Source organism: Arcticibacterium sp., from assembly GCF_055134445.1.
On record NZ_JBSRVI010000035.1, the window covers coordinates 39,761 to 54,772 of the forward strand.

At 38.2% G+C, this 15,012-nt stretch carries 15 protein-coding genes; 8 read left to right on the top strand and 7 right to left on the bottom strand.

Annotated elements, in window-relative coordinates; genetic code table 11:
* Window positions 1-124: 124 nt before the first annotated feature.
* From ACTBZY_RS04495 to ACTBZY_RS04505, 3 genes are read left to right on the top strand one after another with little or no spacing between them, the layout of a single operon-like run.
* On the top strand, window positions 125-649 hold the full coding sequence (locus tag ACTBZY_RS04495; RefSeq protein ID WP_463045143.1) for a gluconate 2-dehydrogenase subunit 3 family protein: 525 nt from the start codon (window positions 125-127) through the stop codon (window positions 647-649).
* A gap of 42 nt (window positions 650-691) precedes the next feature.
* Complete coding sequence (locus ACTBZY_RS04500) at window positions 692-2,395, top strand: GMC oxidoreductase (protein ID WP_463045144.1); 1,704 nt, start codon at window positions 692-694, stop codon at window positions 2,393-2,395.
* A 36-nt stretch (window positions 2,396-2,431) separates the two neighbouring features.
* The gene (locus ACTBZY_RS04505; RefSeq protein WP_463045145.1) at window positions 2,432-3,328 is read left to right on the top strand and encodes a sugar phosphate isomerase/epimerase family protein; all 897 of its coding nucleotides are present in this window, start codon (window positions 2,432-2,434) and stop codon (window positions 3,326-3,328) included.
* 58 nt (window positions 3,329-3,386) lie between these two features.
* Here the strand turns inward: ACTBZY_RS04505 and ACTBZY_RS04510 are convergent, their stop codons facing one another.
* Window positions 3,387-3,812: a YybH family protein gene (locus tag ACTBZY_RS04510; protein ID WP_463045146.1), complete on the bottom strand. Its 426-nt coding sequence runs from the start codon at window positions 3,810-3,812 to the stop codon at window positions 3,387-3,389.
* 134 nt (window positions 3,813-3,946) lie between these two features.
* On the opposite strand from ACTBZY_RS04510, the gene ACTBZY_RS04515 reads away from it, so the two are divergent.
* Window positions 3,947-4,867 (top strand): 2OG-Fe(II) oxygenase, encoded by a 921-nt coding sequence (locus tag ACTBZY_RS04515; RefSeq protein WP_463045147.1) that lies wholly within the window; start codon window positions 3,947-3,949, stop codon window positions 4,865-4,867.
* A gap of 5 nt (window positions 4,868-4,872) precedes the next feature.
* Window positions 4,873-5,952, top strand: coding sequence for a glycosyltransferase WbsX family protein (locus tag ACTBZY_RS04520; RefSeq protein ID WP_463045148.1), 1,080 nt, complete (start codon window positions 4,873-4,875; stop codon window positions 5,950-5,952).
* Here the strand turns inward: ACTBZY_RS04520 and ACTBZY_RS04525 are convergent.
* Complete coding sequence (locus ACTBZY_RS04525) at window positions 5,949-6,593, bottom strand: TVP38/TMEM64 family protein (RefSeq protein WP_463045149.1); 645 nt, start codon at window positions 6,591-6,593, stop codon at window positions 5,949-5,951. The genes ACTBZY_RS04520 and ACTBZY_RS04525 overlap by 4 nt on opposite strands.
* A 40-nt stretch (window positions 6,594-6,633) precedes the next feature.
* A complete protein-coding gene (fcl, locus tag ACTBZY_RS04530) occupies window positions 6,634-7,572 on the bottom strand; it encodes a GDP-L-fucose synthase (protein WP_463045150.1) in 939 nt (312 codons plus the stop codon).
* 98 nt (window positions 7,573-7,670) lie between these two features.
* Here fcl and ACTBZY_RS04535 point away from each other — a divergent pair, with 98 nt between their 5' ends.
* A complete protein-coding gene (locus tag ACTBZY_RS04535) occupies window positions 7,671-8,660 on the top strand; it encodes a toxin-antitoxin system YwqK family antitoxin (protein ID WP_463045151.1) in 990 nt (329 codons plus the stop codon).
* A 124-nt stretch (window positions 8,661-8,784) separates the two neighbouring features.
* Here ACTBZY_RS04535 and ACTBZY_RS04540 read toward each other — a convergent pair whose 3' ends face one another.
* Both ACTBZY_RS04540 and rnr read right to left on the bottom strand, forming a co-directional pair.
* Entirely contained in the window at window positions 8,785-8,916 is a 132-nt protein-coding gene (locus tag ACTBZY_RS04540) for a hypothetical protein (protein ID WP_463045152.1), read from the bottom strand.
* Between the two features lie 39 nt (window positions 8,917-8,955).
* Window positions 8,956-11,289, bottom strand: a complete 2,334-nt coding sequence (rnr, locus tag ACTBZY_RS04545; protein WP_463045153.1) for a ribonuclease R — start codon at window positions 11,287-11,289, stop codon at window positions 8,956-8,958.
* A gap of 164 nt (window positions 11,290-11,453) precedes the next feature.
* Here rnr and ACTBZY_RS04550 point away from each other — a divergent pair, with 164 nt between their 5' ends.
* The gene (locus ACTBZY_RS04550; protein WP_463045154.1) at window positions 11,454-12,509 is read left to right on the top strand and encodes a 2Fe-2S iron-sulfur cluster-binding protein; all 1,056 of its coding nucleotides are present in this window, start codon (window positions 11,454-11,456) and stop codon (window positions 12,507-12,509) included.
* 46 nt (window positions 12,510-12,555) lie between these two features.
* Here the strand turns inward: ACTBZY_RS04550 and ACTBZY_RS04555 are convergent, their stop codons facing one another.
* On the bottom strand, window positions 12,556-13,287 hold the full coding sequence (locus tag ACTBZY_RS04555) for an outer membrane beta-barrel protein (protein WP_463045155.1): 732 nt from the start codon (window positions 13,285-13,287) through the stop codon (window positions 12,556-12,558).
* 208 nt (window positions 13,288-13,495) lie between these two features.
* Here ACTBZY_RS04555 and ACTBZY_RS04560 point away from each other — a divergent pair, with 208 nt between their 5' ends.
* Entirely contained in the window at window positions 13,496-13,987 is a 492-nt protein-coding gene (locus ACTBZY_RS04560; RefSeq protein WP_463045156.1) for a DUF4136 domain-containing protein, read from the top strand.
* A 6-nt stretch (window positions 13,988-13,993) separates the two neighbouring features.
* Here ACTBZY_RS04560 and ACTBZY_RS04565 read toward each other — a convergent pair whose 3' ends face one another.
* Window positions 13,994-14,902: an ROK family protein gene (locus tag ACTBZY_RS04565; RefSeq protein ID WP_463045157.1), complete on the bottom strand. Its 909-nt coding sequence runs from the start codon at window positions 14,900-14,902 to the stop codon at window positions 13,994-13,996.
* Between the last annotated feature and the right edge of the window lie 110 nt (window positions 14,903-15,012).

Genomic DNA, 15,012 nt, shown 5'->3' on the forward strand with positions numbered 1-15,012 from the left:
CCAGAGTATCTTTCCTGTATGTTTTGGTCTTTATACACTGACTTTTTATCTAGTATAAAGTTGGGATATAATATTATGGAATATTAAGTATTAAATTGATTTTTTAAATCAGAGATTAAATATTATGCAAAGACGAGAACTATTAAAAAAAATAGCTTTAGGTGCCGGTGCGGCTGTTGTTTTACCTTCTTGGGCGAATGCTTGGGATAGCTCCAGTATTTCGTCATTCAGCATTTTTAATAAGACAGAGTCTTCAACGCTTTCCTATGTAGCGGCTACGTTTATTCCTGAAGGTAAAACGGAACCAGGTGCTTTGGGCTTAGGCGTAGATAAGTTTTTAGATAAGTTAATAGCAGATTGTTATGATGAAGACCAGCAAGCCAAAGTAAAAGCAGGTTTGGGCTTACTGTCCTCAACAGCAAAAAGTATTTATAAAAAGGACTTTTCGGTGTGTACTCAAGAACAGAGAGAAAGCCTTTTGATTGGGTTTTCTGCACCTAGCGATGAAGAAAAAGAATGGTTTTATGATACTTTGAAAAGTGAAACAATTAGAGGTTATACCACCTCGGAATATGTGATGGTAAATCATTATGGCTACGAAATGGCTCCAGGTCATTTTGATGGATGTGTGGATGTTTCGGAGTCTTAATCATTTCACTAAAGAAAAATATTCTTAGAAGGAAATACATATATGGCAAACTTAAATTTAGAAGTAAAGAAAAAACATAAGTACGACGCTATCGTGATTGGCTCGGGTGCTAGTGGTGGCTGGGCGGTGAAAGAGCTGTGTGATAGAGGATTGAAAACTTTAGTTTTGGAAAGAGGAAGAGGTGTAAAACATATTGAAGATTATCCTACTGCTTCTAAAGCTCCCTGGGATTTTGAATATAGAGGTAGTGTTACTCAGGAAGAAAAAAAAGGTTTTGAAATGGCTAAATACATGCGTGCAGAAACATTGCATTGGGCATTGCCAGACAACGAACAGCCTATTGTTCAAGAAAAACCGTTCCGTTGGTTTAGGGGATATCATGAAGGGGGTAAGTCTTTACTATGGGCTCGCCAAACCCAAAGATGGTCTGACTTTGACTTTGAAGGCCCTGCTAGGGACGATTTTGCGGTAGATTGGCCCATTAGATATAAAGACCTATTGCCATGGTATGAGCATGTGGAGAAGTTTGCCGGAATAGCAGGTTTTAATGATAACATAGATGCTTTACCAAATAGCATTGTGCAGCCGGGTTGGGACCTAAACTGTGTGGAGCAGCATTTCAAGGAAACCATAGAAAAAGTTTATAATGACAGATTCTTAGTTTTTGGAAGATGTGCTCATTTAACAGACCCACAGCAGATTCATTACGACCAAGGCCGTGGAAAATGCATGAGCCAGAGAATGTGTAATAGAGGATGTAACTATGGTGGATATTTTAGTAGCAATTCCAGTACACTTCCTTGGGCCGCAAAAACAGGTAAAATGACACTTAGACCTTATTCGGTAGTGCATTCTATTATCTATGACGATAAAAAAGAGAAAGCCACTGGCGTAAGAGTGATAGACGCTACCAGCAATGAAATGGTAGAATTTTACGCTAACGTTATTTTTGTCAATGGCTCCGCCATTAACACCAATGCTATATTATTAAATTCTACTTCAAATCGTTTCGAAAATGGTTTAGGAAACGACAGTGGGGTGCTTGGAAAATACATTGCATGGCATAATTACCGAGGAAACATCTCTGCTAAATATGCTGGATTTAAAGACAAAAAAACGAGTGGAGCACATCCTAGCCATTCTTATATTCCTAGGTTTAGAAATCTTCGTAAACACGAAGAAAATTTCCTGAGAGGCTATGCAACGGGTATAGGTGGAGGAAGAGGTTCTTATACTTCTAAAGACGGAATTGGTGATGAGTTAAGAGATAACCTGCTGAGCCAAGAGCTTGGTGGCTGGGGTTTATCTGGTTGGATGATGGGTGAAACAGTACCAGTAGAAGAAAACCATATTAGACTGCATGAAACTTTAAAAGATAAATATGGTATTCCGCAAATTGTTTTCTCTTGTGAATGGCAAGAAAATGACGATAAAATGGTAGCAGACTTTCAAACCACCATGGCTGAAATGTTTGAAAAGGCAGGTTTCGAAGATATTCAAGTTAAAGATACGCACGCAGCTCCAGGTTCGGATATACACGAAATGGGTGGCGTGAGAATGGGGAAAGATGCCAAAACGTCTATGCTAAATAAGAATCATCAATTGCATGGCTGTAAGAATGTTTTTGTGACGGATGGTGCTTGTATGACATCCACCAGTACACAAAATCCTACTTTAACATATATGACCTTTGCAGCAAGAGCCGCCAATTTTGCTGCGGATGAATTGACCAAGAAAAATTTGTAAAAACAATATCAAGTATTAAATCAAAAACCCTGTTACATGAAAAAATCTGTTTTGTATTTATGTATGATTGGCCTGTCGGCCGTAATTTTTGCCTGCTCTTCTGGGAATAATACCACAGAAACAGGTGTCCCTCTTTTTAAGGGCGAGTTTGGTGTTCAAGGGTATACTTTTAGAAATCAATTTAAGGACACTACAAGAACATTGGAACAAAACCTTGATTTGATAGCCGAACTAGGCTTTACAGAACTAGAAGGCGGTGCTCCTAACGGTGTTTCTCCAGAAGACTTTAAGGCTATGTGCGAAGAAAGAGGGATTTCTATCCCGTCCGCTGGTTCAGGTTTTGAAGAGTTACAAGAAAATCCTCAAGCGGTTGCAGACAGAGCAAAAGCACTGGGAGCTAAATTTGTAATGTGTGCTTGGATTCCTCATGATGGGAGTAATTTTTCTTTCGAAGACGCTAAAAAAGCAGTGGAGGTTTTTAATACTGCAGGAAAAGTTTTAGCAGAGAATGGTTTGACGTTCTGTTACCATGACCACGGTTACGAGTTTAAACCAAACCCTGAAGGTGAAGGAACAATGATGGATTATATCATTCAAAACACGAATCCAGATTACGTTTCTTTTGAAATGGATGTGCTTTGGACAATACATGGAGGGGGCTCTGAGGCTCCTCAGCAGCTACTAGAAAAATACGGAAACCGCTGGAAGCTAATGCATGTTAAAGACTTGAAGAAAGGGATAGTAGGAGATGGTTCTGGAGGAACGCCTGCAGAGAACGATGTAGTCCTTGGAACTGGTCAGGCAGACTGGCCAGCAATATTAAAGTTGGCAAACGAGGTAGGCATAAAGCATTATTTTATTGAAGACGAAAGCGAGAAAGAAATAGAAAATATTCCTTTAAGCATAGGCTATTTGAAAAGCTTGAAGGAATAGTAAGAACATGTTTTTCTATTAAAAGCCCGAAATCAAATCGATTTCGGGCTTTTGTTTTTTATGAACTGTGGTCACTAATAATGAGCCATTCTCCTTTTATCTTCTCCATTATTACGGAAAAGTAGCCCTGACGGAGTTTTTGCTCTCCTTCATATTCAAGGTTATACCGTCCCACCACGTAATAGTATTTCGAGCTCAACTTTTTCATACTTAAGTCATCAAAATACAGTCGCCCCATGGTTTCGTCCGTATAATTATTTTCATAATTCTTAAGGATGTTATCTGCACCTATCGTTCTTCCTCGGTTAGATATCATTTCTGCAGTATTCTCATATGCTTTAACAAATGCTGCTAAATCATGGCCTGACCAGTTACGTTCTTGTTCTGAAAAGTTGGCTTTTATCTCCCGTTCGGCTTTAGGTATTTTCTGAGCAAGTAATGGACTGTAAGTGATTAAAAGACAGACAATGAGGATGTTTTTCATATGATTTCAATTAATGGATAGCATAAAACTAAAGACTTTGAGTGAAAATATTGAAAGGTAAATTCTACTTATTTTATTTAGAAAGACGGATTGATTTTGAGATAGTAATCCTATTATGAAATAATAAGGGCGGAATGCCTGCAATTCCTCATCAAGATTATTTAAATATTAATTACCTTTGGCAAAACGTTGAATTAACAATTTCTAAAGAAGAAATGAAGCTTTACTTTGATAACAATAAGTTAGCGGCTCTTGCCGAAAAGTATACAGAGCAGTATAAGCTGAACAGCCCATTCCCTCATGTGGTGATTGATAATTTTATGGATCCAGAGGCTCTGGATAAAATTTTGGAAGAGTTTCCTAAAGCAGAACAGAAAGTATGGCATGATTACAAAAGTGATTATGAGACAAAACAAGAACTTAATGGAGAAGGTCGTTTAGGTGACTTTACCCAGCATATTCTATATCAATTTAACTCAGCTCCTTTTTTGGTTTTTCTAGAGAAATTAACAGGAATTGACAATTTAATACCTGACCCTTATTTCTATGGTGGTGGGCTTCATCAACTCAACGGTAAGGGTAAATTAGGTATCCATGCAGACTATAGTAAGCACGTACGTTGGCCTTTAGACAGAAGAGTAAATGCCATTTTGTACCTCAATAAAGACTGGAAAGAAGCGTATAACGGAGGCTTAGAGCTTTGGGATACGGCAATGACAAAATGTGAACAAAGAGTAGCTCCTTTGTTTAATAGATTAGTGGTATTTAATGTTACTGATTTTAATATGCACGGTGTGCCAGATGAGGTGAAGTGTCCTGAGGGCATGAGCCGAAAATCTTTGGCCTTCTTTTATTTTACAAATGGTCGTCCGTTAGAGGAGGTAGACCCAAATAAAAAGCTTCACGTGAAGTTTACTCAAAGGCCAGGTGATCAGGAAATCGCATTCCAGGAAAAGAAAAATATAATTGGTTACGAAGCCAATCCAATAAAAAGATTCATTAAACAGGTTACCCCACCGTTTATCTATGACGCTTTTAAAAAATTAATGAATTAAACTTTATGGATCATAAAAAACTGCGTGCTTTAGCAGTCATCTTACCTCAATTTCATCCTTTTCCAGAAAATGATAATTGGTGGGGCAAGGGTTTTACAGAATGGACAAATACGACCAAAGCAACGCCAAGATTTAAAGGGCACTATCAGCCTCATTTACCTACGGATTTAGGCTTTTATGATCTAAGGTTAGAGCAAAGCAGAGAAGAGCAGGCGAAAATTGCCATGGAACATGATATTTTTGGGTTTTGCATCCATCATTATTGGTTTAATGGACATCAGCTTATGGAAAGTCCAGTTAATGAAATGCTAAGACTGGGCAAGCCAGACTTTCCTTTTATGCTTTGCTGGGCAAATGAGAACTGGACAAGACGTTGGGATGGTTTGGATCAAGAAGTTTTAATCAGACAAGACTATTCTCCTGAAGACCACAGAGCTCATGCAAAACACTTGTGTGAAACAGCATTTAAAGATGAGCGATATATCACGGTAGACGGGAAACCATTCTTTTTGTTTTTTAATACGCCTATTATTCCTGACTTGAAGGAGAGTATAGCTATTTGGAGAGATGAGGTTAAAAAACACGGTTTTCCTGATATCTATTTAGGAGGAGTTAAGACTTTTGAAGGGGCTATTGCGAACCCAGAAGAGCTAGGCTTTGATGTAGTGATAGAGTGGCAGCCAGATTGGAACAATTTGGATACGCAGCCAAATTTAATCCAGAGAGTCAAAAAGAAACTAGGTTTTGAAAATTCATATTTTAAGGACGACTACGCAGCAATAATTAAAAGGATGCTGGCAAAGAAATCGCCTGACACAAAGCATTATCAATGCATTTTTCCAAGTTGGGATAATTGTGCTCGTAAAAGAGTAAACGCCGTGGTGGTTGATAATGCTACGCCAGACCTCTATGAATATTGGTTAGAAGAGATATGTCAGCGTTTTGAGCCTCCTACACCTGAGGAAAATTTTGTCTTTATTAACGCCATGAATGAGTGGGCAGAAGGAAACCATTTGGAACCAGACAGAAAATGGGGTAGGGCTTATTTAGAGGCAACTAAAAATGTTCTCTCAAAATACCTTTAAACCCTTTTTACAGCCCTATTAATTACCCAAACAAGCCCAACAAGCGAAACTAAGATCAAGCCTATTAGTAGTATTTGTTGGAAATTACCATTATTGGGCTCCTTTAGTAATCTTTGAATTTCCTTGGCCTGTGTACCAGTCCATAAGGAAACGAGTGTTCTAGGAATCATTCCTAGGAAGCCGCCCAATAATATATTTTTGAGCTTGGCACCGGATAAGGTGAAAACGACATTGGTGAATGTAAATGGAAGAACAGGCGAAAGCTTGGTCAACGTGATAATCTTCAGTTCATCCGTTCTAATGCTTTCCATCAATTTTTTTGCCTTTGGACTAGCTTCAATAAAGCTTGAAAATCGGTGCTTATCTAACTTCCTGACGATTTGATTGATTAGAAAAATTGAAAGTAGGTTGATGAAAAACAATATTGGAAGTGTTTTCCAACCCCAAAAGTATCCAAGTACAAGTGCACAAAAAGTAGGAGGTGTAATGGCAATAGCCTGACTAAAAACACCCAAAAGAGCAAAAGCAATCCATTGGGCAGTACTCATGCTGGAGAAGTATTGCTCATTTTTAATAAAATATAAACTTAGGAATGAAGTAGCAACCAGTGGTACTATGATAAGTACCACTGATGTGAGCATAGGAATGCTTAGATATTTTTTAAATGCTTTCTTCAATGAGTTACATTTTTCTTACAAAATTATTTTTAAAGTCTTCGTAAACCATTTCAATACCATCCTTTAGTTCGATATTGTGTTTCCACCCAATATTATGAAGTTTAGATACGTCCATCAATTTTCTAGGCGTGCCATCTGGTTTATCAGTATTCCAATTTACTTTTCCCTCAAAGCCAACGGTCTTTTGAATGGTTTCAGCCAATTCTTTAATAGTCACATCTACGCCTGTACCAATATTAACCAAAGTTTCCCCATCATAATTCTCCATAAGAAAAACGCAAGCCTCTGCGAGGTCATTGGCATGAAGAAATTCTCTCATTGGATTTCCCGTACCCCATAGCTCTACGCTTTCTGCTCCGTTTACTTTGGCCTCATGAAACTTACGAATCATGGCGGGTAAAACATGCGAATTTTGAAGATCGTAGTTGTCGTTTGGACCATACAGGTTGGTCGGCATAACAGAGATAAAGTTACAGCCATATTGTGCTCTGTAAGCTTCACACATCTTGATTCCAGCAATTTTAGCTATAGCGTAAGGCTCGTTGGTCGGTTCTAGAACGCCAGTTAAAAGATAATCTTCTTTTAACGGCTGAGGAGCCAATTTAGGATATATACATGAAGAACCTAAAAACATCAATTTCTTAACGCCTATTTGGTAGGCACCGTGAATGAGGTTGTTTTGGATTTGTAGGTTTTCGTATAGGAAATCTGCTCTGTAGGTATTGTTTGCAACAATTCCACCTACTTTAGCGGCTGCTAGGAAGATGTAATCAGGTTTTTCGCTTTCTAAAAAAGCAATGGTTTCTACCTGATTTCTTAAATCTAGTTCTTTCGATGTCCTGACTAAAATATTGTCAAATCCATCTTCTTTTAGTTTTCTTACTATAGCAGACCCGACCATACCACGATGTCCGGCTACATAGATTTTGGCTGATTTTTCCAATTTTTCTTTACTTTTGACGTTTCTGGAATACTAATTGAACATTAGCTTGGCACGAAAGTACGATGCTTGATTCATAAATGAAATTGGCTCAAAAAAATATGCAACTAATAAGCCCTAAAACCTTATTTCTTAATATTCTTTTAATATCTGGCTCTAGTGTTATAGCCCAAGATATTATCCCAAAGGCTAAAACCAAGGCGGAAAGAAAGGCAGAGAGAAAAGGCATGACCTTAGAGGAGAGGATAGAAGACGCTTTGCCCGTGGATGTTACCTTACCCTCGGCTTCTGCCACTTTACCGGGAGGAAATAAAATAAGTACCGTAGAAGAGGCAAAGAAATATGTAACAGAAACGGTTCCTGGTTATGCTAAAGGAGCAAGAGAAAAAGCAAAAAAAACCAAAAAAGCCATAGCTGCGGCCAAAGAGAAGGTTTTTGATGGCAAGCAGTATGAGGGGATTGCGGTAGATAAACAAATTTATAGAAGAGGTTCGGGTAGCAGAATGAAATATATTGAGTTTTACACCCTCAAAGAATTTCAACAGCCAGACGTTTATGCTAAATCAGTCTTTTGGTATGACGAGAGAACAAAGAGGGTGGTAGAAGCCATATCTCGTGACAGAAAAACCAACCATTTAATGCACGGTCCTTACAGAGAATATGTAGGAGAAAACCTCATTAAAGAAGGGTTTTATTATTTGGGAACACTCGATGGAAGATGGGAGACTTACGATAAGGACTATATACTTCTAGATAAAGTTTATTATTATAGAGGATTTTACAAAGACTCTGAGATAACCTATTTTGACGATGCTCAGAAAAAGATAAAAGAAGTTAGCCCTTTACTTTACGGAAAGAAAACTGGGCAATATTACCGTTTTCACGAAAATGGAACTATCGCGGAAGAAGGTGAATTTGATGATGGCGTTAAAGTAGGAAGATGGGTGGAATACTATGAATCGGGCAATCGCCGAAAAATGGAAACGCAATACCCAAAAGACTGCTATGATAAAACAGAGGCTATAGTGATTCGTGAATATTCAGAAACTGGAAAAATGACTTTTGAGCACGATAGCGTGAAGAGGCTTTAGTTATTTTAAAACGCGACATATTCTATCGTTCGGCCTGTGAATTAGTACAACAGCCAACCCTAGCAGATAGTATTTGCAATCTTTGTTCCCGTAAGATAAAGGGAACATTTTTCCTTCCAATCAATTAACGAATTGATTGGTGACCTTTCGTTTCTATAATCAAACTGTCAAAAATAGACTTTACGACTATTTTTGACAGAAAGTGAAAAGTATTAAAAATGGCAACTGCTATGGCGGGTACTATTTTATCTTTCATTGACAGGTTAGACTTTTTGATGCCGAAAAAGAAGCAGAATTAGCGTTTCTTTCTTCTGTTTTTTTTATTCGGTGGTACCACTTTTCTGCTTTTAGGGCCCTTTCCACTTCTTGATGACCTTCCTTTTGAGAAGCTTCTTTCTCCTCCTGTATTAAGAAATGATTTTCCTCCCGCTTCAATGAGGTCGAGATCCATACTTCTTTTTTCTAGGTCAGTGGCCTTGATGCCAACTTTTACAGCGTCGCCAAAACCAATTATTCTACCATTTCTTTGTCCCGTTATTCTGTAGTTATCGGGGTCAAAGTCGTAATAGTCGTCGTTTAAATCGGCAAGTCTTACCATGCCTTCGCAACCCGTTTCTGCCACTTCCACAAAAATGCCAAAGTCAGTAACCCCAGTCACCACGCCGTCATATACCACGCTTCGGTCTTGAAGGCTCATATATTCTACTTGCTTATATTTAATAGAGGCTCTTTCCGCCTCAGCAGCTAGTTTTTCTTGATTGGAGGAGTGTTTACATTTTTCTTCAAAATCTTCTTTGCTCAGGCTCTCTCCCTTGTCTAGATAATGCTGGAGCATTCTGTGTGCCATGACGTCTGGATACCTTCTAATAGGAGAGGTGAAATGACTGTAATGTTCAAAGGCCAATCCAAAGTGCCCTTGAGGAGAAGTGGAGTATTTGGCTTTAGACATAGTTCTTACCGCCAGAGATTCCAACACATTTTGCATGGGCGTTCCCTCTATCTCTGCCATCAAGTTATTCAAAGAGTTGGAAAGAGCATCTTGAGAAGAGGCATTTACCTTAAAACCAAATTTACCGACAAACGCAGCAAAGGTGTTTACCTTGTCTGGGTTTGGTGGTTCATGCACACGATAAACCATGGTAGGTGTTTTCTCCTCGTTTTTCTTAACAAGAGCTCTGACTTTCTCGGAAAACTTGCCCCAATAAACAAACTCCGCTACACGCTTATTGGCCAAAAGCATAAACTCTTCAATAAGCTTATGAGCATCTTTTCTTACTTTATGGTATACGCCAAGCGGCTTGCCATCTTCGTCTAATTGGAATTTTACTTCGTTAGTTTCAAAATTGAAAGCCCCTTTCTTAAAACGTTCTTTCCTGAGATTTTTAGCGGTTTTATTTAAGAGAATAAGGCATTCCTTAAGCTCTTGCGTATTTCCCTCTGGAAGAATTCCATCCTCTGCCTCTAAGACATCCTGTGCCTGTTCGTAGGCATAGCGTTTGTCGGAATGAATAATACATCTACCAAACCATTCCTTTTGGACATTTCCGTTTAAGTCCATTTCGAAAACAGCTGAAAAGACCAATTTGTCCTCATGGGGTCTTAAAGAGCAAAGGTTATTTGAAAGCTTTTCTGGAAGCATGGGAATAGTCCTGTCTACCAGATAAACAGAAGTAGCTCTTTTAAAGGCTTCTTCTTCTAGTACACTTCCGGGCCTTACATAATGAGAAACGTCTGCAATGTGTATGCCGACTTCAAATGTGGTTTCACTGAGTTTTTTATAGCTTATTGCATCGTCAAAATCTTTGGCATCATGAGGATCTATGGTAAAAGTAAGGGTGTCTCTCATATCCCTTCTTTTTTTAATTTCTTCTTCCTCTATCTCTATTGGAATAGCTGCTGCTAAAGTTTCAACTTCTTCTGGAAATTGAATTGGCAAACCAAATTCAGCCATGATGGCGTGCATTTCTGCATCATTATCTCCCGATTGGCCTAAAACTTCAAGTACTTGTCCAGTAGCTTGTTGAGAACTTGAGGGGTATTCTATGATTTTTATAATCACCAGATCGTTCGTGGTGGCATGAAAAATATTGGTTTTAGCTATAAAGATATCTTCATGGAAGTTTTTATTGTCGGGTTTTACAATAGCGTAGTTAGCGTAAACCTTTATTTTACCTACTAAATTAATTTTCCCTCTTTTAATTACCTGAAGTACTTTTCCTTCAGGGTTTCCTCCTCTTCTGCTGCCTTTACCCGTTAAAGTGACTGAAACGGTATCGCCATGTATGGCACCATTAAGGTAATCAGCATCTATATAAATGTCTTTTTCACCATCGTCATATCTCACGAAACCAAATTTCGGATTGACATGGTCTAGCACGCCTATGATTTCTTCTTCATGTTTTGGTTTACCGCTGGATATTACAAATTTTCCTCTTCCTATCTGGCTAATTTTTCCTTCGTCCATGAGTTCTTCAACGAACAATTTTAAAAAGGTTCTGTCTTGATCGTCATAGACGTCAAAATGATTAAATATATCTGTATATGTGGCAGGTCTATCTCCTAGCTGATGCATTAATCCTAAAATGGCATCTTTTTGCTTTGTAATTTCTGACTTTTTCTTTCTTGCCATTTGGCTTAGTGTTTATGGAAAAGCGTAAGTTAATTCAATTGTTTCAATACATGGAAGAATTGTTAAATTCTTAATTATTGATGGTTTACCAAATCATTACCTTCTCTCTCTTGTTTTGAAAATGAGAATCGTATTTTTGCCAAATTCTCTGATTAAAATTGAAAATGAAAACATACTTTCTACAGGTTAAGAACATCGTAAAGGAGACATTTGATTCCATCACCATTGAATTTTGGCATCCTCTTTCGGAGCAAGTGAAATATAAGGCGGGGCAATTTATAACGGTTATTGTTCCAGCAGATGATGGAAAAAAAGTAAGGAGGAGTTATTCTATGTCTTCTTCTCCTCATGCAGATACGGCCGTGGCCGTTACCGTTAAAAAGGTCGAAGGCGGTCTGGTTTCCAACTATTTATGCAATAATGTTAAGGTTGGAGACTTTATTGAGGTCATGGAGCCTATGGGTCACTTTGTGGTTGAGCCTTCGGCGGAGAATGAAAGACATATTGTTTTAATTGGTTCTGGAAGCGGTATAACACCGCTTATATCTATTGCCAAATCTGTGTTGATGATAGAACCAAAGTCAAGGGTTTCTCTTGTTTATGGAAGTAGATCGTCGGACAATATCATTTTTAGAAAGGTCATTATGGATCTTGAAATAAAATATCAAGATCGGTTTCAAACCACATTGATACTAAGCCAAGCGGACGATACTTGGGTAGGTCAGCGGGGTAGAATCTCTAGACCTAATATTGTGATGATGTTAAAAGCTATGGATATTCATTTTAAAGAAGAATCCTTCTTTTTATGTGGTCCATTAGAGATGATGGACGAGGTCATCAGCTCACTGAAGATGTTTGATGTGCCAGATGAGCGAATTTATAAAGAAAACTTTCATGCTCCAATGCTAGAAGAATCTACGGAAGTAGCGAGCAAGGATGAGTTAATGAAAAGAGAGATAACGGTAAAATATGATGGCGTGGAGCATACTTTTATAGTAGAGCCTCATCAGTCAATATTAGAGGCAGCGTTAGAATTGGACATTGATTTGCCTTATTCATGTCAAGCTGGAATGTGTACAGCCTGTCTAGGGAAGTGTACTTCTGGAAAAGTGAAAATGGATGAGGATGACGGCTTAACAGATTCAGAAATTAAGGAGGGATTTGTATTGACCTGCGTCTCACATCCTATGTCCGATGGGGTGGTTGTTGAAATCGAATAGCATTTTAATCCCCAATTGACAAAGTCAATTGGGGATTAATTCAAACTTAGAGTCTTATTCCCACACTCATCACATTGGCATTGATCGGATTATTGTCGTTAAACAATGGGAGCATGTCGTATTTAGCGAAAATCCTGAAATCTCCTCTGCCAGCCTCTGCCATTAATCCATAGTTAAATTTCCTTAAGTTGTATTCACCTTTTTCACGGTATTTGGTGTCATCAAACTCCTTGAACTTTTGGTAGCTATTAATTCGTACACCGCCGTATGCACCTATACCAAAACGAAAGTTACTTTCCTTAAACCCGAACTGTAGCATTACGGGAATATTTAGATTGTTAACCACAAGTTTCGATTTTTCAACAGAATAGTCCAATAGTTCAAAATCGGAAATTTCTCCATTTTCGTAGTACTGTTCGTCGTTTTGCATCATGAAATTATTCCAAGCTATCTCTAAGCCTGTTCCTAGTGCCACGTCTACTTGTCTTCCAGTAATAAGCTTAGTGTTTCTTCTCCACTGTAGAGCGATGTATCTAGATTGCCATGTGTTTAAATCGGGCATATCCTTGGCTGCATCAAAACTGTTTATGGCTAGTATCACCCCGAAATCTTTCTTATTAAAAATATTGGGAGATCGGTTTTTTTTGTCGGAATCATAATGATGCTTACCATAATGATCTCTTTGAGAATTTCTGCTGTCATAATGCTCATAATTATCCTGCGACAAGGCAGGAAAAGAGAGCGAAATAAATGTTAAAATTTTAAATAGCTTTTTCATATCTGTATAAATAGTGTTTGGTGGCTAGATGTGAGATATGAATTTAGAGTTGCACCTAAGTATGAAATATTTGATTTATTCCCTCTTGCAGTATAAAATTTGTGGATAGGGGATAAAAGCCAATAATCTTCCTATTGTTAAAATAAATATTTGAAAAGTTAAATAAAGGGTGTGATAATTGCGAAATTTGTAGTTCAACGCCTTAGAAATGAATACAATAAAAATACTCGCTTTCCTGACAGTAATCGTCATATTTTCTTCTTGTTCCAAACGAGATTATACGCTTTTTGGGAATAAAAGTGTACCTAAATCCGAGAGCTTAAAGAGTTTCGCATTTGTATCAGATGGACTTACTAATCTCGAAAGTTCGGAGTGGTCTGCTACGGAGGATGCCATTTATAAAGAGATGAGAAGGAGGAACTATTTCTACGATAATGAAAAGCCAGAAATTTTAGTTTTTGTATCAGACTTTCCTGAGGGCGTAAAGTTTTTGACTGGAAATATGTATACCAATGCTTTAGGAGAGAAATATTTGGAGACAGGAAAAGTGAAAACGAAAGACAAAACGCTTTTCATCCAGATGATTGAAACACAAAAGTATCAGACGTTTTGGAGAGGTTTTTCCTACGCGAATGCGGGAAAAGTGCTTCCCCTAAATACAGGGAAGCCTTTATTATCTAGAGCTCTTTTAAATCAATAATTCTTATTAAAAACAAAGACTAGCAGCACCTAAAAGGCCGGCATCATTGGCAAGCGTCGCTCGCTTAATGGTTAAGCCTTTCTTATAATATGGTGACAGCCAAAAGTCAATTTGTTTATTGACCGCAGGTAAAATATAATCGAAAGAAGCAGATAAGCCACCGCCTATTAGAATGGTGTTGATGTCTAAAATCCTGACCATAGACACGAGACCATCTCCTAAAAGAGTGCCAACTTCTTCAAAGATTTTAAGAGCTAGTTTATCTCCGTCATTGGCGGCCGATACCAAGCCAGTAGTAGATATAGTGCCATTATCAACCAAAGAGGTCTTATCCGTCCAGTCGGCTCTCATTTTCGTGGCTAAGTTTAATAACTCTACCTTGCCAATGTTTCTTTCTAGAACTTTATTTCCTTTTGAAGGCATATGTCCGGGTTCCATGGCGTTTCCCCCACCACCTTTAAACACTTGCTTATCAATGATAGCGGCTCCGCCAACACCCGTACCAAGAGTGACGAAGATATAGTCTTCTGGAAGCTTTTCTTCTCCGAAGTAATATTCTCCTAAAGCTGCTGCATTCGCATCATTTTCTAGAAAGAAGTCTTTACCAGGAAACCTTTCTTTAAGGTCAGGGATAACAGAAATCCCATCTATTTCTGGAATAGCAGTTATTTCAATAAGACTTTGACGATCTCTGGTGATTAGGCCAGGAACACCAATGCCACATTTGTTAACTTCAGGGTTTTCTTTTAATTGTACCGAAATGGCATCACCTAGACTTTTGACGAAATGCCCAGATTTTCTCCAGCTCCCCGTGTCGTGACTATAAAAGTTAGTTATGCTACCAGTTTTGGCTTCTACTATGCCCATTTTGACGTTAGTTCCGCCGATATCAATTCCAAGATACTCTGTTGCCATTAATTTCTTAAGTTATAATTTGAAGAGGATGTCAAATATAAACCAAAATTACTTTTGGTCAGCTCAAAGATAATACCTAGTCAATAGATTTTAATATAAGAGCCCACCTT